The organism is Sphingomonas naasensis (assembly GCF_004792695.1).
GTDB classification, from domain to species: Bacteria; Pseudomonadota; Alphaproteobacteria; order Sphingomonadales; family Sphingomonadaceae; genus Sphingomonas; species Sphingomonas naasensis.
This window is the reverse complement of record NZ_SRXU01000002.1, coordinates 154059-171322: the sequence shown is the minus strand read 5'-3', so window position 1 is coordinate 171322 and position 17264 is coordinate 154059. Positions and strand designations below refer to the sequence as shown.

At 67.8% G+C, this 17264-nt stretch carries 20 protein-coding genes, 1 tRNA gene and 2 pseudogenes; 9 read left to right on the top strand and 14 right to left on the bottom strand.

The window, feature by feature from the left end:
• The first annotated feature begins 537 nt into the window (after nucleotides 1–537).
• From E5A74_RS06030 to E5A74_RS06005, 6 genes and pseudogenes are all read left to right on the top strand, one after another.
• On the top strand, nucleotides 538–951 hold the full coding sequence (locus E5A74_RS06030; protein WP_135983368.1) for a DUF2958 domain-containing protein: 414 nt from the start codon (nucleotides 538–540) through the stop codon (nucleotides 949–951).
• 95 nt (nucleotides 952–1046) lie between these two features.
• Nucleotides 1047–1556, top strand: a pseudogene (locus E5A74_RS06025) (ParB/RepB/Spo0J family partition protein); the annotation flags it as partial.
• A 158-nt stretch (nucleotides 1557–1714) separates the two neighbouring features.
• Nucleotides 1715–2812: a TraB/TrbI/VirB10 family type IV secretion system protein gene (locus E5A74_RS06020; protein ID WP_338111797.1), complete on the top strand. Its 1098-nt coding sequence runs from the start codon at nucleotides 1715–1717 to the stop codon at nucleotides 2810–2812.
• The gene (locus tag E5A74_RS06015; protein ID WP_135983365.1) at nucleotides 2812–3042 is read left to right on the top strand and encodes a DUF2274 domain-containing protein; all 231 of its coding nucleotides are present in this window, start codon (nucleotides 2812–2814) and stop codon (nucleotides 3040–3042) included. Before E5A74_RS06020 ends, E5A74_RS06015 begins: the two co-directional genes overlap by 1 nt.
• 1 nt (nucleotide 3043) lies before the next feature.
• Nucleotides 3044–3184: pseudogene (locus tag E5A74_RS21420) on the top strand (helix-turn-helix domain-containing protein); the annotation flags it as partial.
• A 71-nt stretch (nucleotides 3185–3255) separates the two neighbouring features.
• A complete protein-coding gene (locus tag E5A74_RS06005) occupies nucleotides 3256–4356 on the top strand; it encodes a tyrosine-type recombinase/integrase (protein ID WP_166745664.1) in 1101 nt (366 codons plus the stop codon).
• A 17-nt stretch (nucleotides 4357–4373) separates the two neighbouring features.
• Here E5A74_RS06005 and E5A74_RS06000 read toward each other — a convergent pair.
• The 6 genes from E5A74_RS06000 to E5A74_RS05975 form a co-directional block, all read right to left on the bottom strand.
• Nucleotides 4374–4449, bottom strand: a tRNA-Lys gene (locus E5A74_RS06000).
• A gap of 111 nt (nucleotides 4450–4560) precedes the next feature.
• Entirely contained in the window at nucleotides 4561–5679 is a 1119-nt protein-coding gene (gene rodA / locus E5A74_RS05995) for a rod shape-determining protein RodA (protein ID WP_135983363.1), read from the bottom strand.
• Complete coding sequence (mrdA, locus tag E5A74_RS05990; protein WP_135983362.1) at nucleotides 5676–7709, bottom strand: penicillin-binding protein 2; 2034 nt, start codon at nucleotides 7707–7709, stop codon at nucleotides 5676–5678. Before mrdA ends, rodA begins: the two co-directional genes overlap by 4 nt.
• Nucleotides 7710–7713: 4 nt before the next feature.
• Nucleotides 7714–8226 (bottom strand): rod shape-determining protein MreD, encoded by a 513-nt coding sequence (locus tag E5A74_RS05985; RefSeq protein ID WP_240699681.1) that lies wholly within the window; start codon nucleotides 8224–8226, stop codon nucleotides 7714–7716.
• Nucleotides 8223–9119: a rod shape-determining protein MreC gene (locus E5A74_RS05980; RefSeq protein WP_135983361.1), complete on the bottom strand. Its 897-nt coding sequence runs from the start codon at nucleotides 9117–9119 to the stop codon at nucleotides 8223–8225. Before E5A74_RS05980 ends, E5A74_RS05985 begins: the two co-directional genes overlap by 4 nt.
• 15 nt (nucleotides 9120–9134) lie before the next feature.
• Entirely contained in the window at nucleotides 9135–10175 is a 1041-nt protein-coding gene (locus tag E5A74_RS05975) for a rod shape-determining protein (RefSeq protein WP_135983360.1), read from the bottom strand.
• A gap of 149 nt (nucleotides 10176–10324) precedes the next feature.
• Here E5A74_RS05975 and mutL point away from each other — a divergent pair, with 149 nt between their 5' ends.
• Nucleotides 10325–12142, top strand: a complete 1818-nt coding sequence (gene mutL, locus E5A74_RS05970; protein ID WP_135983359.1) for a DNA mismatch repair endonuclease MutL — start codon at nucleotides 10325–10327, stop codon at nucleotides 12140–12142.
• Nucleotides 12143–12238: 96 nt separating this feature from the next.
• Here the strand turns inward: mutL and E5A74_RS20820 are convergent, their stop codons facing one another.
• The gene (locus E5A74_RS20820; protein ID WP_166745663.1) at nucleotides 12239–12403 is read right to left on the bottom strand and encodes a hypothetical protein; all 165 of its coding nucleotides are present in this window, start codon (nucleotides 12401–12403) and stop codon (nucleotides 12239–12241) included.
• Between E5A74_RS20820 and E5A74_RS21355 the strand changes: the two genes are divergently transcribed.
• Entirely contained in the window at nucleotides 12402–12527 is a 126-nt protein-coding gene (locus tag E5A74_RS21355) for a hypothetical protein (protein ID WP_276469516.1), read from the top strand. The two genes, E5A74_RS20820 and E5A74_RS21355, sit on opposite strands and share 2 nt — an antisense overlap.
• A gap of 90 nt (nucleotides 12528–12617) precedes the next feature.
• Nucleotides 12618–12848, top strand: coding sequence for a hypothetical protein (locus E5A74_RS05965; protein ID WP_166745662.1), 231 nt, complete (start codon nucleotides 12618–12620; stop codon nucleotides 12846–12848).
• A 19-nt stretch (nucleotides 12849–12867) separates the two neighbouring features.
• On the opposite strand, the gene E5A74_RS05960 is transcribed toward E5A74_RS05965, so the two are convergent.
• The 7 genes from E5A74_RS05960 to E5A74_RS05930 all read right to left on the bottom strand — a co-directional run bounded on the left by E5A74_RS05960 (nucleotide 12868) and on the right by E5A74_RS05930 (nucleotide 17158).
• Nucleotides 12868–13569: a CAP domain-containing protein gene (locus E5A74_RS05960; protein ID WP_206365782.1), complete on the bottom strand. Its 702-nt coding sequence runs from the start codon at nucleotides 13567–13569 to the stop codon at nucleotides 12868–12870.
• A 121-nt stretch (nucleotides 13570–13690) separates the two neighbouring features.
• Nucleotides 13691–14293 (bottom strand): CAP domain-containing protein, encoded by a 603-nt coding sequence (locus E5A74_RS05955; protein ID WP_135983357.1) that lies wholly within the window; start codon nucleotides 14291–14293, stop codon nucleotides 13691–13693.
• Between the two features lie 349 nt (nucleotides 14294–14642).
• Nucleotides 14643–15245, bottom strand: a complete 603-nt coding sequence (gene rplI / locus E5A74_RS05950; RefSeq protein WP_135983356.1) for a 50S ribosomal protein L9 — start codon at nucleotides 15243–15245, stop codon at nucleotides 14643–14645.
• An 11-nt stretch (nucleotides 15246–15256) separates the two neighbouring features.
• On the bottom strand, nucleotides 15257–15481 hold the full coding sequence (gene rpsR / locus E5A74_RS05945) for a 30S ribosomal protein S18 (RefSeq protein ID WP_010543816.1): 225 nt from the start codon (nucleotides 15479–15481) through the stop codon (nucleotides 15257–15259).
• A 14-nt stretch (nucleotides 15482–15495) separates the two neighbouring features.
• On the bottom strand, nucleotides 15496–15888 hold the full coding sequence (rpsF, locus tag E5A74_RS05940) for a 30S ribosomal protein S6 (RefSeq protein WP_135983355.1): 393 nt from the start codon (nucleotides 15886–15888) through the stop codon (nucleotides 15496–15498).
• 251 nt (nucleotides 15889–16139) lie between these two features.
• The gene (locus E5A74_RS05935) at nucleotides 16140–16667 is read right to left on the bottom strand and encodes an SPOR domain-containing protein (RefSeq protein ID WP_166745661.1); all 528 of its coding nucleotides are present in this window, start codon (nucleotides 16665–16667) and stop codon (nucleotides 16140–16142) included.
• Nucleotides 16668–16798: 131 nt separating this feature from the next.
• Nucleotides 16799–17158, bottom strand: coding sequence for an RcnB family protein (locus E5A74_RS05930; protein WP_135983353.1), 360 nt, complete (start codon nucleotides 17156–17158; stop codon nucleotides 16799–16801).
• Between the last annotated feature and the right edge of the window lie 106 nt (nucleotides 17159–17264).

Sequence of the window (17264 nt, the reverse complement as noted above, 5' to 3'; positions counted from 1 at the left end):
GCGGGGAAGGCTCCCCGCAACGCCCCTGAAATGGAGCGGGGCTGAGGACGCACACTGCCGGCGGCGAGCGCCGGACAGGGTGCGGCGCCTGATTGCGGCCCCGCGGCACTCCGGCGGCGCGAGCGGGCTGCGCGCCCGGTTTCGGCGCGGACGACAATTGCCGCCCGACGCTCGAAGCCCGGTTCGACGCCGCTGATCCGCGCGCTCTGCCGGTGGGCCAAGCCTTGCTGGCGGCTTCGCCGCAGGTTCGATGCGGACGCCGCGGGCGCGGCGGCGTTGTCTGTGGCCTCCCGGAGCGCGGGTGCGGGCGGCGCTCGCTGCTAGGCCCGCCCGCGGCCCCGGCAAGCCGGGCTGCGCCCGGCTCCTTCGCTTCGCTGCGGCCTTCGGTGCCGGGACCGCTCGATGGCGGGCCTCTCCGTTCGCTGATGCCGCCCACCCCCGCGTCCGGGGGCCATGCTGGTTTGAGCGGTGATGGAGGCTTGCGATGCATCTGATCCATTTCCGCCCCGCCCGGGGCAGCGCTGGGGAGGGCGGGGCATGAAACTGCTCACCGAAGCGCTCCGCGCCGCACTCGTCGCCAACGCCGCCGCGTCGCTCGCCGCCGAGGCGAGGGAGGCGCGCTACGACCCCGTGCCGGTCCTCAAGCTGTTCAACCCGATCGGCGCGGCGACATGGCTCGCCACCGAATTGTACGACGACGGCGACACCCTGTTCGGGCTCGCCGATCTCGGTTTCGGCTGCCCCGAACTGGGCACGTTCAGCCTGGCCGAGATTGCGGCGGTGCGTTTGCCGTTCGGGCTCGGGATCGAGCGCGACCTCGCCTTCTCGACGACCGTTGCGCTGTCCGTCTGGGCCGACACCGCGCGCCGCGCCGGGTCGATCCCGATGGCGCAGCAGCACCTAGATCGAGCGGCGCCCGACCGTGCCGCGAACGACCTTTCCGCCGACTGACGGGCGGGGGCGAGGCGGCCGTTCGCCGCCGGTAAGCCGGCCCCGCGTGCCACTTTGGGAAGGTTGCGGAGCCGGCGCTCACGAGGAGCAGGGACATGAAACTGGAATTCATTGCGCTCGACAAGCTGGAAATCGCCGCGACGAACATGCGCCACGGTCCGAAGATGCCCGATGTGTCGGACATACTGCCCACCATCAGGGCGCGCGGCATCCTGCAGAGCCTCCTCGTGCGACCGGGCCGGGAGCCGGGCAGCTTCGCGATCGTCGCCGGGCGGCGGCGCTATCATGCGGCGAAGATCGTCGCCGAGGAACGCCGTGCGGCCGCCGCCGGGGCGGCGACGGATGCGGGGGACGCCGATCCGCCCGATACCCTGCTGCCCTGCGCGATCCTGGACGAGGGCGACGACGCCGATGCGGTCGAGGCGTCGTTGATCGAGAATATCGCCCGGCTCGACGCCGACGAAGTCACGCAGTGGCAGAGTTTCACGCGGCTGGTGCGCGAGGGGCGGTCGGTCGAGGATATCGGCCTGACCTTCGGATTGCCGGACCTCATGGTCCGGCGCGTGCTGGCACTCGGCAATCTCCTGCCGCGCATCCGCGCGCTTTGACGCCGGCGCCGGAAGCTGCCGGTTCTGAACCAACACCGTCGCGATCTGCACCCTCGGCAACGGGAGCGGGAGATGCTCGTCCGGCTCCGAAGCTGGATCCGGAATCGCTGGCGATCCGCTCGCGTCCGCCGCGGGCGATCCGCTTCCGCCGAGGGTTGATCGTCGCGATCTCAGCGGCAGGTTCGGTCAGCCTGATCGCAGTGGCGTGGAAGGCGCTTGGCCCGTCGGCTTTCCGCCAGGTCGCGCAGGAAAGTCAGCTTTCGCAGCCGAGCGGGAAGCGCGCGCCCGACGGGCTGAACGGTCTGCCCGCAAGCTATGGCGACGTCCCGAAGCTGGGGCCGCCTTTGCCCGGAGACCTCGGCCGCCCCATTCTTGAGCGACAGAGACAACTTGCGGCCGAAGGCGTCTCTGCGCCCGCGGATATAGCGGCGCAGGCGGCTGAGGCGGAGCACGAACAGCAACTCGCGGAGCGAAAGGCCGCGCGCGAGTCGGGGTTGCTCGTGTCGAGAGCCCAAGGCGATCGCCCTGCTCCAGCCACGGCGGCAGCAACTGCAAGCTCCGAGGACGCGGCGCCACCTCGGGAGCCCATCGACCGGATCGGTTTGACTGCCCGACCGTCCGAGACGGGCCTCGTCGGACCGGACGGGCAGGGAGTCATCAACCCGCACAGCATGGCCGTCGCAGCCTCGCCTCACATATTGTCCGCAGGGAGCGTCATCGCAGCCAGTCTCATCACCGGGGTGCGCTCGGATCTGCCCGGAATGGTCGTCGCGCAGGTCACCGAACGCGTTTACGATAGCCCGACGGGCCGCACGCTGTTGATCCCGCAGGGCGCGCGCCTGATCGGCACCTATGATAGCGTGGTCGCATTCGGGCAGAAGCGGGCGCTGATCGTCTGGCAGCGCATCCTCCTTCCGGACGGTGGTTCGCTCAGCCTGGACAAGGTACCGGCGACCGACCCCTCGGGCTATGCAGGTCTCGAAGACAAGGTCGACTTCCATACGTGGCGGCTGATCAAGGGCGTGGTGCTGTCGACTTTGCTCGGCGTCGGCTCCGAGCTGGCTTTCACCAGCGACAGCGACCTCGTCGAGGCCATGCGCCGGTCGACCCAGGACAATGTCGCGCGCGCCGGAGACCAGATCACCCAGCGCAATCTTAACATTCAGCCCACGATCACTATCCGCCCCGGAGCGCCGGTGCGCCTGATCGTAAACAAGGATCTGATCCTCGCCCCGTGGAAGGAGAAGCTGTGATGGCGGATCTCAAGCTCGCGAGGCTTCCCGATCGCGCACCTGTCAAGTTGACCCTCGCGGTCCTGCCGGACCTGCATCAGGCGCTTGAGGAATATGCGGCGCTTTATGCCAGCACCTACGGTCGCCAGGAACCCGTGGCCGAGCTGGTTCCTGCCATGCTGGCAGCGTTTCTCGACAGCGATCGCGAGTTCGCCAAGGCACGGCGGAGCGGCGTCTCGGCGGCGCGCTGAGATGGGCGAGCGGCTGCTCTCCGTCGAGGACGCGGCCGCCTTTCTCAAGGTGCATGCCAACACCGTGCGCGCATGGGTTCGCTCGGGCCGAATCCCGGGGGCCAAGATCGGCCGCGGCTGGCGCTTCATCGAAGCGGACCTTGTGGCGGTGACTCGCGAGGGGTATTCTGCGCCTGCACGAATGCAGCCGAGTGCCTTTCACGAGGAGGCAATATGGCACTCTGGAACCGTGCAGGAATCTATTACGTCAAGCTCACAGCACCGGACGGAACGCGCCTTAGACGTTCTACTGGAACGACCGACCGGAAGAAGGCCGAGGAATATCACGACAAGCTGAAGGCCGAGCTGTGGGATCTTGCCAGGCTCAAGATCAAGCCCAAACGGACTTGGGACGAGGCGGCGCTGCGGTGGCTGCAGGAAAAGAGGCACAAGAAATCCTACAGGGATGACGTGTCGCGGATCCGGTGGTTCACCAGGCACCTGCGTGGCAAGACATTGGACCAGGTGAGCAGGGACCTGATCGACGGGATCATCTCTCGGCATCATGCTCGCTCGAGCAGTCGCACCAAGGATCTGTACGTGGCGCTGATCCGCGCCATTTTCCGGATGGCGCAGCGCGAGTGGGAGTGGATTGAGCACATCCCGGCGTTTCGGACCTATACGAGGGAGAGCAAGGTGCGCGTGCGCTGGCTAACCCACGCGCAGGCCGAGCGGCTCCTGACGGAGCTTCCTCCTCACCAGCAGGACCTGATGCTGTTCGCGCTCGCTACGGGCTTGCGGCAGGGCAATATCAAGAGGCTGACCTGGGACCAGGTCGATCTCTCCCGCCGCATCGTCACGATCGAGCACGGCGATACCAAGAACAACGAGGCGCTGGGTGTCCCGCTCAACGATCTCGCGGTCTCTGTACTCGAGCGGCAGATGGGCAAGCAGTGCGAGCATGTGTTCACTTATGCCGGACGACCGATCGGGCAGGTGAACACCAGACATTGGCGAGCTGCGCTCAAGCGAGCGGGGATCACCGATTTTCGCTGGCACGACCTGCGGCACACCTGGGCGAGCTGGCTCCGGCAGAACGATGTACCCACATGGGTGCTGCAAGAGCTGGGAGGCTGGAAATCGGAGACGATGGTGCGTCGTTACGCGCACATGTCGGTGAAGCATTTGCAGCCTTACGCAGACCAGCTGATTTTTGAGGGCAGATCAGGTCACACCGGCCCCTCAGGGGAAGTGGTCTGTCAAGGTCACAAATCAGGTCACAGTGAGAGCCCATTCAGGCTCAAACTCGTAGCCGGGACTGACCTAAATAGTTGAGATGTAAGGAAAAAGGATGGTGGACGCACTAGGGCTCGAACCTAGGACCCGCTGATTAAGAGTCAGCTGCTCTACCAACTGAGCTATGCGTCCATTCCGGGCGTTTCCGGCGCTCTTGGTGAGTGCGCCGCCGCGTTTGGAGGGGCGCGGTTAGCAAAGCTTTCGCGCATTGCAAACCCTAAAATGCACCGCGCGTAAAATCCCTTACCAGCGCTGCTTGCGGCGGCTCTCGCGATCGATCGACATCAGGATGCCGAAGCAGATCATGAAGGTCATCTGCGCGGTCCCGCCGAAGCTGATCAGCGGCAGCGGGATGCCGACCACCGGGGCGAGGCCGACCACCATCAGCATGTTGATCGCCGCATAGAAGAAGATCGTCGCCGAAAGGCCCGCCGCGGTCAGCCGGCCGAAGCGGCTCTTGGCGCGCATGCTCACCCCGATCGCCCAGCCGATCAGCAGCGAGAAGGCGAGGATCACGAAGAAGCCGCCCATCAGCCCCCATTCCTCCATCATCGTCGCCAGCGCGAAATCAGTGTGGCCTTCGGGCAGATAGTCGAGATGGCTCTGGGTGCCGTTGAGGAACCCCTTGCCGAAGATCCCGCCCGAGCCGATCGCGATCTTCGACTGGCTGATATGATAGCCGGTGCCGAGCGGATCGCTCTCGGGATCAAGGAAGACGAGCACGCGGTTGCGCTGATAATCGTGGAGCACGAAGTTGACGACGATCGGAATCGCCGCGCCGAGCAGCAGCCCGCCGCCGATGAACAGCCGCAAGGGGATCCCCGCGAGGAACATCACCGCGACGCCGCTGCCGGTGATCATCAGCGCGGTGCCGAGATCGGGCTGGAGCATCACCAGCGCCGCGGGAAGCCCGATCAGCACCGCCGCGGGCCAGAGCGCGCCGAATTTGCGGATCTCGCTCGCCGGCAGGATCTCGTAGAAACGCGCCATGGTGAGCACGATGATCGGCTTCATCAGCTCGGACGGCTGGAGCCGGATGATCCCGAGATCGAGCCATCGCTGGCTGCCCCCGGCGACCGCGCCGAGCGCCTCCACCCCGAGTAGCATCAGCAGCACCAGCGCATAGGCGGGGAAGGTCCCCAGCGCCCACCAGCCTTCGGGGATGCGCGACAGCGCGATCGCCATGCCGAAGAAGACGAAGAAGCGGATGCCCTGCGAGAATGCCCAGGGATAGAGGCTGCCGCCTGCGGCGGAATAGAGGACGACCAGCCCGAAGCTGCCGATCGCGAGGACGAGCAGCATGACCTTCCACGGCAGCTGCGCGAGCGGGGCGGGGACGAGGCCCGGACCGAGCTTGCTCATTCGGCGCGCTCCTCGTTGCGCGTGGCGACGTCGCCCACGGGCACGCTGGCATTGGCGGCTTCGGAGACGACGTCGCTCGCCGCCTCCGCGGCATCTTCGGGAACCGGCGGGGGCGGGGCGGCGCGTGCCGCGGCACGCGCCGCTTCGAATGCCCGCGCGTCGCGCGCCATGCGCTCGGCATAGGTGCCGCCCCAGCCCTTTTCGAGCTCGTGGAGCGTGGTGATCGCCTTTTGCCGATCGAACAGGAAGGTCATCACGTCGCGCGCGGTCGGCGCGACGTCGGTCAGCGGATTGACGTGGCCGTGGTGCTCGAGAACGATCGACGCGGCGTAGCGCGGATTGTCCCACGGCGCGAAGCACACGAACAGCGCGTGGTCGCGCAGCTTGAACGGCAACGAGGCGTTGCCGAGCACGCCCGACCGGCGCTCCGCCGCGGTGATCGCGCGGACCTGCGCGGTGCCGGTCTTACCGGCGATCTCGACTCCCGGGATCGGTAGCCGCGCTCTGCCGCCGGTGCCGCCGCCGTTGATCACCGCCCACATGCACTGGCGAACGGTCTGGATGTGCTGCGGATCGATTCCCAGCGACGGCGCCGGCTCGTGCGGCTGATCGAGCAGCAGCCGCGGCACGATCGCGCGGCCCTGCGCCAGCCGCGCCGCCATCACCGCGAGCTGGAGCGGATTGGCCAGCACATAGCCCTGTCCGATCGACGCGTTGACCGAGTCCGCGATCGTCCAGGGCTGTTTGTACTTCTTCAGCTTCCACGCGCTGTCGGGCACGGTGCCGTAGCGCTGGCTCGGATAGGGCAGGTCGTAGCGCGCGCCGAGGCCCATCTCGCGCACCGTCTTGGCGAAATGGTCGTAGCCGAGCTCGCGCGCCATCACGTAGAAATAGATGTCGCAGCTCTGGGCGACCGCGCGCTCCATGTTGACCGCGCCGTGCCCGCGCCGGCTGTGGCAGTGGAAGGCGCGGTTGCCGACCTGCAGCGCCCCGCCGCAATGCACCGTCGCATTGGGCGAGATGCCGGCGCGCAGCACCGCGAGCGCGTGCATCGGCTTGACCGTAGAGCCTGGCGGATAGAGCCCCTGCAGCACCTTGTTCATCAACGGGACGTGATCGTTCTCGGCGAGCATCTTCCACTCGCTCTGGGTGATCCCGTCCGAGAAGCTGTTGGGATCATAGGCCGGCATCGAGACCATCGAGAGCACGTCGCCGGTCAGGCAATCGAGCACCACGATCGAGCCCGAATTGTCGGCGAGCCGGCGCGCGCAATATTCCTGCAGCCCCGCATCGATGGTCAGCCGGACATTGTGGCCGGGCACGTCCTCGCGCCGTGCCAGCTCGCGCACGAGCTTGCCGCGCGCGGTGACCTCGACGCGCTTGGCGCCGGGCTTGCCGCGCAGCCGCTCCTCGAGCGTCTTCTCGAGCCCGTCCTTGCCCAGCTTGAAGCCGGGGGTGACCATCAGCGGGTCCTTGGTCTCCTTATACTGTTCGGCCGAGGCGGCGCCGACATAGCCGATCAGGTGGCCGACCCCGGCGCCGAGCGGATAGTTGCGCGTGAAGCCCTGCGTCGCCTGCACCCCGGGGAACTCGGGAAGCCGGACGAGCACCGTGGCGTAGCGCTCCCAGTCGAGGCTTTCCTTGACCTGCACCGGCTGGAAACCCGCGGCGCGTTTGAGATCGGTGTTGATCCGCGCCATGTCCTCGGGCGTCAGCGCGAGGATCTGCTGGAGCGCGGCGAGCGTCTCCTCGCGCTTCTCGAGCCGATCGGGGATCAGGTCGACTCGGAAATCGGTGCGGTTGTTGGCGAGCGGCTGGCCGCTGCGATCGACGATCCAGCCGCGTCGCGGCGGGCTCAGCGTCAGATTGACCCGGTTGCTCTCGGCGAGCAGCTTGTAGCGCTCGTTCTCGAACACCGAGAGCCATGTCATGCGCCCCGCCAGCACGAGCGCGATCGCCGCCTGGCCGCCGCCCATCAGCAGCGCGCGGCGCGAGAAGCTATAGGCTTGCGAGGCCTCGGTGACCTTCATGGCCTCAATGCTTCCGCACGTCGCTGTCGAACCATGCGCAGAGCCGGTAGATCAGCGGGAACAGCGCCGCGGAGGTGACGAGCTGGAGCAGCAGCGCGGTATCGACATGCGAGCCGAAGGGCGAGGCGATCAGCCGGCCCGCGATCAGGCAGAAGCCGATGGCGCCCGAAGCGATCAGCCAGTCCTGCCAGAAATCGCGCCATACCAGCCGCGTGTCTAGCACGTCGATCGCCAGCACGCACAAGGTCCACAGCAGCATCGCCGAGCCCAGCGGCTGGCCACTGACCATGTCGTCGAAGAAGCCGAGCAGCACCGGCACCCAGACGCGCATCGAATCGCCGCGCACCATCCGCCAGCCGAGCAGCACCATCAGCCCGAATGGCGGCAGGAAGGGCACCACCGCGACCACCGGCAGCAGGGTCATCAGCGAGCCGAGCACCACCGTCAGCGGCGCGAGCCACACTGCGCGCGGGGGCTTCTCCGAATGCCCCATCGGGATGAATTCGATGCCGCTCATGGCGCGGGCTGCGGCGATGCCGTGGCGCTCGGCGAAGGCGTCGGTGTCGGCTCGGGCAGGAAGGTCTGCTGGACCAGCGCGAAATCGAGCGCGTCGGGGTTGGCGACTGGCTGCGCGATGGCGATGTCGCCCTGGGTGCGGATCACCCGCGCGACCGGGATGTTGGGCGAGAAGACGCCGCCGGTCCCCGAGGTGACGAACGCGTCGCCGACCCTAAAGCCCATCGACGCGACGCTCGCCGAGCGGATGTCGATCAATCCGTCGCCGCGGCCCGAGGCGATCGCGGGCAGGCCGTCGCGCGAGCGGCGCACCGGCACGATGCTCTCGGGATCGACGAGCAGCAGCACGCGCGCGCTGTTGGGGCTGGTCTCGATCACCTGGCCGATCAGCCCGGTCGGATCGCGCACCGGCTGGCCGCGCTTGACCCCCTGCCACGATCCGGCGTTGAGCGTGGCGAAGCGCCGCGTGCTCGACGACGAGCTGTTGACCAACCGCGCCGCGACGATCGCGTCGGTGGTCACGTCGCGCAGCTTGACCAGCGCGCGCAGCCGGCGATTCTCTTGGTCGAGCGTCTGCGCGCGCGACACTGCGATGGCGTCGTCGGCGATCTGCTTCTTCAGCCGGGCATTCTCGCCATGGACGGCGAAATAGCTGCCGATGCCGGCCGGGATGCTGCCGAGGCTGCGGCGGACCCAGTCCAGCCCCGAGGCGACCGGGGTGGTGACTTCGGCGAACACGCTGCGCACCGCGGCGAACGCCGGCGGGTTGAAGGTCGAGAGCAGCAGCAGCACCGCGCCGATCAGCGCGCCTGCGGCTGCTCCGACATAGCCGATGAAGAGCCCGTACTGCGCCCGCCGCGAAAATCCCGGGCGCCGGTTGCGTGGCGGCGCCATGTCCCGCGTGCCCCTTTAGACCTGGATGAGCACGCCGCGGAACACGGGATCCTCGAGCGCGCGCCCGGTTCCGAGCGCCACGCAGGTCAGCGGATCCTCGGCCACCGTCACGGGCAAGCCGGTCTCGTCGCGGAGCACTTCGTCGAGCCCCTGGAGCAACGCGCCGCCGCCGGTGAGGACGATGCCCTGATCGACGATGTCGGCGGCCAGCTCGGGCGCGGTGTTCTCGAGCGCGATGCGCACGCCCTCGACGATCGTGCCGACCGGTTCCGAGAGCGCCTCGGCGATCTGGCCCTGGTTGATCTGGATCTCCTTGGGCACGCCGTTGACGAGGTCGCGGCCCTTGATGTGGATCGTCGTGCCGATGCCGTCGACCGGCGGCTTGGCGACGCCGACTTCCTGCTTGATCCGCTCGGCAGTGGCTTCGCCGATCAGCAGATTGTGGTTGCGGCGGACGTACGAGACGATCGCCTCGTCCATCTTGTCGCCGCCGACGCGGACCGAGGTGGAGTAGGCGAGGCCGCGCAGCGAGAGCACCGCGACTTCGGTGGTGCCGCCGCCGATGTCGACGACCATCGAGCCGATCGGCTCGGTCACCGGCATGTCGGCGCCGATCGCGGCGGCCATCGGCTCCTCGATCAGCCAGACCTGCGAGGCGCCGGCGTTCGACGCGGCATCGCGGATCGCGCGGCGCTCGACCGAAGTCGAGCCCGAAGGCACGCAGATCACGATCTGCGGCCAGCGCATGAAGCGGCGCTGGCCATGGACCTTCTGGATGAAGTGCTTGATCATCTGCTCGGCGACGTCGATGTCGGCGATCACGCCGTCGCGCAGCGGTCGAATCGCCTCGATCGAGCCCGGGGTCTTGCCCATCATCAGCTTGGCGTCGTCGCCGACGGCCTTGACTCGCTTGACCCCGTTCAGGGTCTCGACCGCCACCACCGACGGCTCATTGAGGACGACGCCGCGTCCGCGGAGATAGACGACAGTGTTCGCAGTGCCCAGGTCGATCGCCATGTCGTGGGACATGAATTTGAAAAAGCGGGAAAAAGCCATTCGTTGTTCCGTCCTGCCGCACGGGCGCCCGCCGTCGGCTGTTCGCACCAGATTTTAGTCCGGACCCTTCCGGGGCGGACTGAAAAATCCGTCTCGGTGCATGCGCTTGCGGGTCGCGGGATGCCGCCCGTTGGGCTAGACAGACTGCCATGTCAATACGCCGTCTCCCTGAGCATCTTGTCAACCGAATTGCAGCCGGCGAAGTGGTCGAACGCCCCGCCAGCGCGCTGAAGGAACTGGTCGAAAACGCCATCGACGCCGGCGCCGCCCGGATCGCCGTCCGTCTCGCCGCCGGGGGCACCGATCTCATCGAAGTGAGCGATGACGGCTGCGGCATGGCGCCGGCCGAAATGGCGCTCGCGCTCGAGCGCCACGCCACCTCCAAGCTTCCGGACGACGCGATCGAGGCAGTCGAGACGCTCGGTTTTCGCGGCGAAGCGTTGCCGTCGATCGCCAGCGTCGCGCGGCTGACGATCGAGAGCCGGGTGCGCGGCGCCGATGGCTGGTCGCGCACCGTCGACAATGGCGCGGTGGTCGCCGAAGGGCCCGCCGCGCTGCCGCCCGGAACGCGCGTCCGCGTCGAGCAATTGTTCGCGCGGGTGCCGGCGCGGCGCAAGTTCCTGCGCTCGGCGCGCGCCGAATATGGCGCCAGCCTCGACGTGGTGAAGCGGCTGGCGATGGCGCGGCCCGACATCGCCTTCTCGGTCGAGCATGACGGGCGGCGCGTGCTCTCGGTGCAGGGCGGCGAGAGCCGGCCCGAGCGCGTCGCCGGGCTCACCGATCGCGATCTCGCCGACAACAGTGTGGCGATCGACTTCCAGCGCGAGAGCCTGGTGCTGGGCGGGGTCGCCGGGCTGCCGACCTTCAATCGCGGCGTCGCCGATCACCAGTATTTGTTCGTCAACGGCCGCCCGGTGAAGGACCGGCTGCTCGTCGGCGCGGTGCGCGGCGCCTATGCCGAGATGCTCGCGCGCGATCGCCACCCGGTGGTCGCGCTGTTCCTCGAGATCCCGCCCGATCAGGTCGACGTCAACGTCCACCCGGCCAAGACCGAAGTGCGCTTCCGCGATCCCGCGCTGGTCCGCGGGATGATCGTCAGCGGGTTGCGCCGCGCGCTCGACGAGGCCGGCCATCGCAGCGTCCAGCGGCCGAGCGAGGCGGCGCTGGGGATGTGGACCTCTGGAAGCCCGTCTGCTTCTTTCGGCGCGCAGGATCCCGCGCCGAACGCATGGTTCGGGGCGCAGCCGCACCACGGCGCCACCGCCGAAGGGGAAGCGCTGCGGCACTATTCGGGTGTGGCGCTCCACGATCGCCGTGCCGGCTTCTTCTCGCCGCCGCCGCAGGCCCGTGCGGAGCCCGCTTATGCGCCCGTCCCCGAAACGGTCAGCCATCCTCTCGGGGTCGCCCGCGGCCAGGTCGCCAAGACCTATATCGTCGCCGAGGCCGAGGACGGCCTCGTCCTCGTCGACCAGCATGCCGCGCACGAGCGGCTCGTGCTCGAGCGGATGCGCCGGGCGATGTCCAATGGCGGCGTCGCCAGCCAGGCGCTGCTGCTCCCCGAAGTCGTCGAGCTCGACGAGCCGGGTTGCGACCGGCTCGAGGCGCGCATCGCCGAGCTCGCCCAGTTCGGGCTCGAGCTCGAGCGCTTCGGCCCGCGCGCGATGCTGGTCCGCGCCACGCCCGCGGCGCTGGGGCAGGGCGACGTCCATGGCCTCGTTACCGATCTCGCCGATGAGCTGGCCAGCTTCGACGAGGCGCTGTCGCTCAAGGAGCGGCTCGATCACGTAGCCGCCACCATGGCCTGTCACGGCTCGGTGCGCGCGGGGCGTATCCTGTCGGTGACCGAGATGAACGCGCTGCTCCGCGAGATGGAAGTCACGCCGCATTCGGGGCAATGCAACCATGGCCGCCCCACCTGGGTGAAGCTCGCGCACGGCGACATCGAGAAGTTGTTCGGGCGCAAATAGACACAGTACAGACATAACGTCCCGGCATAGCTTGGCCGTGAATAGCGAGGGGCCGTGTGCTATGCGCGGCCAATACAACATGTTATGAAGCTTGCTTCATAATCGGGGGATGGGCGTGATGTTGAGCCGCGGCTTGGCGATGATGGTTTTCGTTTGTCTTTCGGGCAGCGCGTTCGCCCAGGACGCCGGGCAGCCGCAGACTCCGCCGCCGGCCAAGGAGAAGAAGATCTGTCGTTCGGTAGTGCCAACCGGAACGATCATGTCCAAGCGGATCTGCCTGACCAAGACCGAATGGGCGCGCTTCAACGATCAGAATGAGCGCCATGCCGACATGCTCAAGGATAGCCGCAATCGCGCGGTCGATACGCGCGCGCTTGGATTCTAGACTGCCGATCGCCGACGTTGGGACGTCGGCTTGTAACCTTTAAACAAATGGGATGCGTCGATGTTGTTGCCTATGCTTTCTGCTGTCGCCTTGCTCGTTACCGGAACCGCCAGCCTCGCGCAGGAAGCGCAGCCTGCCGCTGCCGAACCGGTCAAGGAAAAGAAGATCTGCCGGGCGCTGACGCCGACCGGCAGCATCATGGCGAAGCGCAAGTGCATGACCAAGGCCGAATGGGCGCGGTTCAATGCCGAGAATCAGAAGCAGGCGGAGAATTTCCGTGACCGTCAGAGCAACGGCGGTGGGATGAGTTCCGCCCAGTGAGCTGCGGCCGCGCGCGCGATCAGCGCGCGCGGGCCCGAACCGGCGCGTTCGCTGGTGCCGCGCTGCCTGCCCAGCGAGTCAGCGCGGGCTTGCCGTCGGCGGTCGCGGCGAGATCGACCACGCACATCGCGCCATAGCGGCGATGCCCGCCGCAACCCACGCCGGCGAAGCGGAAGTCGCCCTTGAACAACAGGGCGCGATGGCCGCGGCCGGGCACACCGTCGTCGACGATCAATTGACGCACCACGGCATCGGCATCGGCCATGCCGTAGGAGATGCTCTCGCCGACGAAGATGTCGCCGCCGCGGCGGCGCACCCGCTCGCCGGGGCCGGCGCCGTCGCCCGAGCGATGCCCGGTAGCGCCCATTGCGCCCTGATCGTCGGCGTGATCCTGCGCGGCGAGCGCGAGAAGGTCGCCGCGGTCGAGCGGCGGCAGCGGGGCCTGGCGCTCGAGAAAGTCGATCGCCTCGTCGACCGCCGCCACGCCTTCGCGGGTGTAGACGCCATTGGCGTCGCCCGGCAGATAGAGGATGTCGCCTTCGAAATAGCGGCGATATTCGCGCAGCGCATCGGCATAGGCGCGCGGATGCTGGCGCGCCTCGTTGATCCGGTCGAGCACCTGCGCCTCGAGCGGGCGTCCGCGCGGGCCGCTGTCGGCCGCGGCGATCGGCAGCGAGGAGCAGGCGGCGAGAAGGACGGCGACGCCACGTCCGATACGCATGGAACTGGTTCCCCCCGGAACGCCGACGCGCCCTTTGCCCGGCGGTCGTCGATGGTGACTGCGGTGACCCTAACCCTGTGATAATGCAGCCGGATACTCCGGAATTAACCGTGAGGCGGGCTCAATGGCGGCCATCGGGATTGCGCGCGAACTCGGCCACGCACATCATCCGATAGGTCTTGTGCGGCCCGCAGCGCACGCCGACGAAGCGCATCTCGGCAGCGAAGACCGTGCGGCGATGCCCGCGGCCGGGAACCGCGTCGTCGACGATCAGCTGGCGCACGACCTCGGCGGCCGAGGGCGGCCCATAGGTGATCGTCTCCGCGACATAGCCGCCGCCGCCGCGCCGCCGGACGCGATCGCGCGGGTCGTCGCCGTTGCGCGAATAATGTCCCGTCGCGCCGATCGGGCCCTGCTCGGCGACGTGATCGCCCGCGGCGCGCGCGAGCAATGGGGCCGGGGTCAGCGCGCCGGTCGGGGTCTGACGCTCGAGAAAGCCGATCGCCTCGTCGACCGCCGCCACGCCCTCGGTGGTGCGCAATCCGTCGGGTCGCCCCGGATAGCGCACGATCTTGCCGCGGAAATAGCGGCGATAGTCGCGCAGGCGCGCGGCGTAACGGGCGGGGCTGGTGCGTGCGAAATTGAGCTCGGCGACGATGTCGCGCTCGAGCGCGACGGGCGGGGCGGCGAGCAGAAGCGCGAAGGGCAGGGCGGCGGTCAGCATGCGCGCGCCGTCATGCACCGCCTTTCGATGAACGCTGGCCGAACGGATCGTTTATTCGGCTGCAACCAAGTCGATTGCGGCTCGTTTTGCTGCTTGAACCAGTCGACAAGGCTATTTCGCCCATGACGAAGTTGATGCCCCTCGTACTCGCGCTGATACCGCTCGCAGCGGTGATCGGCGCCTGTGTTTCGTGTCCGTAACGACGATCGCGTAGCAAGTCCCCCTGATCCCCACTTCGGCTCGCCTTGCTCTGCCTGGCGAGCCTTTTCTTGCCCGCTTGTCGTCCCGCCAAGAAAAAGGCCGCCCCGGATGATCCGGGGCGGCCCATTTTTCTGTCGAAGCGAAGGCCTCAACCCTCGGCGTTCTCGCCCTCGGCCTGCTCTTCGCGGGCTTCGGCGGTCGCGCCCGGCTCGGCGTTGGGATCATAGTCCTCGACGAAGCCGGTCTCGTCCTTCTCGAACATCGCCGCCATCACGTCGACGCCCTGCGACTGCATCTCGGCCTCTTCCGGCGAGCGGGCGACGTTGACCTTGACGGCCACCGACACCTCGGGGTGCAGCGCGACGCGGATCTCGTACACACCGATCGCCTTGATCGGACGGTCGAGAACGACCTGGCTCTTGGTGACCTTGTGGCCATCGGCGACGAGCGCCTCGACCAGATCGCGCACCGCGACCGAGCCGTAGAGCTGGCCGGTGTTCGAGGCCTGACGGATCAGCGTGACCGACACGTCGTTGAAGCTGCCGGCTTCCTTCTCGGCGTCGGAACGACGCGACGCGTTCTCCGACTCGATGCGGGCGCGGTTCGCCTCGAAGACCTTCTTGTTGGCCTCATTGGCGCGCAGCGCCTTCTTGCGCGGCAGCAGATAGTTGCGGGCGAAGCCGTCCTTGACCTTCACCACGTCGCCGATGGCGCCGAGCTTCTCGACGCGTTCCAGCAGAATGACGTCCATTCTGGCGCTCCTTACTTAACGATGTAGGGCAGCAGGCCCAGGTGACGGGCGCGCTTGATGGCCTGGGCCAGCTCGCGCTGCTTCTTGGCGCTCACCGAGGTGATGCGCGACGGGACGATCTTGCCGCGCTCGGACACGAAGCCCTGCAGCAGACGAACGTCCTTGTAATCGATCCGGGGAGCGTCCTTCGCGGAGAAGGGGCAGCTCTTGCGGCGGCGGAAAAACGGGCGTGCCATGGTCTATTTCTCCCTTATTCGCCGCCGAAACCGGTGCTGCCGGCCTCGTCGCGATCGCGACGACCACGGCCGCGCTCGCGGTCCTGACCCTTGCGCATCATCACGGTCGGGCCCTGCTCCAGCTCGTCGACCTTGACGGTCATGTAGCGGATCACGTCCTCGTTGATCTGCGTCTGGCGCTCGAGCTCGGCGACGACACCGGCGGGGGCGTCGATCTCGAGCATCACATAATGCGCCTTGCGGTTCTTGGCGATGCGATAGGCGAGCGAACGAAGACCCCAGGTCTCGGTCTTGACGACCTTGCCCTGATTATCCTCGACGATCTTGGTGGCGGCTTCCGCCAGAGCGTCCACTTGCGCCTGTGCCAGATCCTGGCGCGCAAGGAACACATGCTCGTAAAGAGCCATATATTCTCTTCCTGTTGGCCGATCGCTGGCGCCGCCCCATGCGGTCGCCCCTCCGGCTGTCGTCTCAAAGCAGGCAGGGGCGGAGAACGCGTCTCCACCCCGGCTGCGCGGCCTATGCGGGCAAAGCGCCGGAAAAGCAAGCGCCGTCTGGTAGATCGCGCCAGGCCGGTGCTCCTGCAAAGCAGGAGCCTAGAGCAGCGGAGGGAATCGCTTTTGGCCCTGGGCTCCTGCTTTCGCAGGAGCACCGAACGCTAGATGCTGTCTTCGGCCTGCCGCACGAAGCAGTCGATCCCGCTCGCTTGCGCGCGCGCGCAAATGCCTTCGGTGTCGCCGCGCGGGGCAGGCCGACTCTGTAGCCGATGTAGCGCCCCCGTCTGCTCGACCACCACCGGTACGCCCGCCTCGATCAGTCGCGCGCGCTGGCGTTCGGCGGCCTCGGGGGAGCTGAACGCGCCGAGCTGCGCCTGCCAGCCTTCGTCCGGCGGCAGATCCGCAACCTTCTGTTCTGCTTCGCCCGTCGCCCGGCGCCGGGCGCGTTCGCGGCGTTGCTCCTCGATCAACGCGCCGAGCGTGATCGTCGCCGGTCTGTCGATGGCCGACGCGGGCGCGCCGACGGGCGCGGCAGGCGCGAGGGCGGGGGCCTGTCGCGACGCCTGCGCGATGCCGAGGATCGGTGCCGCACCGACCAGCGGCAGGCTGGCAAGCGCGGCGCACAGCCAGGCACGGCCGCGCCGGCGCTTGATGAGTGCGATCGGAAAGGCAGAATCGGTATCGGTCACGCGCGGCTCGTTACGGTTAACGACCGTCAACGCACGAGCCCCCGATATTTCCATGCCGGTCCCGAAAAGAGACGCGAAAACGGCGGAGCCGAAGCCCCGCCGTCTCTGTGTGCCGGTGACAGGCCGGCGGTTTAGCGGATCATGTTGGCGAACACCGCGGCGATGATCCCGCTGGTGATGCCGACCAGCACCGCGTCGTTGCCCGACTGGACGTAGCGATAGCCGCGGGGCGGGGCGCGAAGGCCGCGATACTGGCGGTAATCGATCTGCCGGTAGTTGCGGGCGTAGCGGCGGTCGAAGCGCTGGCCGCGCTGCCAATCGTGGCGCTGATAGCCATAGCCGTTCTGATAGCCGTGGCCGCGCTGCGGGCCGTGGTCGCGCTCCGACTGATAGTGCGGCGCGTCATGGCCGCGATACTGCTGCGGCGCGGCGGCCATGGCCGGGGTGGCGGCGATCGAGGCGGCGACCAGGCCAAGGATCAACTTCTTCATGTCTCTACTCCTCAGGTTCGCGCCGTCTCCGGCGTTGAGACCTATCTAGGGCGTGGTTGTCGCAGCCCTGTCCCGGCGGATGCGCGAAATGGTCACCAATTGTCGC

What these genes read in the sequence shown, in the direction of transcription:
- E5A74_RS05980 (WP_135983361.1), bottom strand. Translation starts at nt 9,119, where the DNA reads ATGGCGCCGCCACGCAACCGGCGCCCGGGATTTTCGCGGCGGGCGCAG.
- rpsF (WP_135983355.1), bottom strand. Translation starts at nt 15,888, where the DNA reads ATGGCTCTTTACGAGCATGTGTTCCTTGCGCGCCAGGATCTGGCACAG.
- mrdA (WP_135983362.1), bottom strand. Translation starts at nt 7,709, where the DNA reads ATGAAGGTCACCGAGGCCTCGCAAGCCTATAGCTTCTCGCGCCGCGCG.
- E5A74_RS21355 (WP_276469516.1), top strand. Translation starts at nt 12,402, where the DNA reads ATGTCCAAGCGGATCTGCCTGACCAAGACCGAATGGGCGCGCTTCAAC.
- E5A74_RS05960 (WP_206365782.1), bottom strand. Translation starts at nt 13,569, where the DNA reads ATGCGTATCGGACGTGGCGTCGCCGTCCTTCTCGCCGCCTGCTCCTCG.
- E5A74_RS05955 (WP_135983357.1), bottom strand. Translation starts at nt 14,293, where the DNA reads ATGCTGACCGCCGCCCTGCCCTTCGCGCTTCTGCTCGCCGCCCCGCCC.
- E5A74_RS06015 (WP_135983365.1), top strand. Translation starts at nt 2,812, where the DNA reads ATGGCGGATCTCAAGCTCGCGAGGCTTCCCGATCGCGCACCTGTCAAG.
- E5A74_RS05985 (WP_240699681.1), bottom strand. Translation starts at nt 8,226, where the DNA reads ATGAGCGGCATCGAATTCATCCCGATGGGGCATTCGGAGAAGCCCCCG.
- E5A74_RS20820 (WP_166745663.1), bottom strand. Translation starts at nt 12,403, where the DNA reads ATGATCGTTCCGGTTGGCACTACCGAACGACAGATCTTCTTCTCCTTG.
- mutL (WP_135983359.1), top strand. Translation starts at nt 10,325, where the DNA reads ATGTCAATACGCCGTCTCCCTGAGCATCTTGTCAACCGAATTGCAGCC.
- rpsR (WP_010543816.1), bottom strand. Translation starts at nt 15,481, where the DNA reads ATGGCACGCCCGTTTTTCCGCCGCCGCAAGAGCTGCCCCTTCTCCGCG.
- rplI (WP_135983356.1), bottom strand. Translation starts at nt 15,245, where the DNA reads ATGGACGTCATTCTGCTGGAACGCGTCGAGAAGCTCGGCGCCATCGGC.
- E5A74_RS05930 (WP_135983353.1), bottom strand. Translation starts at nt 17,158, where the DNA reads ATGAAGAAGTTGATCCTTGGCCTGGTCGCCGCCTCGATCGCCGCCACC.
- E5A74_RS06030 (WP_135983368.1), top strand. Translation starts at nt 538, where the DNA reads ATGAAACTGCTCACCGAAGCGCTCCGCGCCGCACTCGTCGCCAACGCC.
- E5A74_RS05975 (WP_135983360.1), bottom strand. Translation starts at nt 10,175, where the DNA reads ATGGCTTTTTCCCGCTTTTTCAAATTCATGTCCCACGACATGGCGATC.
- rodA (WP_135983363.1), bottom strand. Translation starts at nt 5,679, where the DNA reads ATGAGCAAGCTCGGTCCGGGCCTCGTCCCCGCCCCGCTCGCGCAGCTG.
- E5A74_RS06005 (WP_166745664.1), top strand. Translation starts at nt 3,256, where the DNA reads ATGGCACTCTGGAACCGTGCAGGAATCTATTACGTCAAGCTCACAGCA.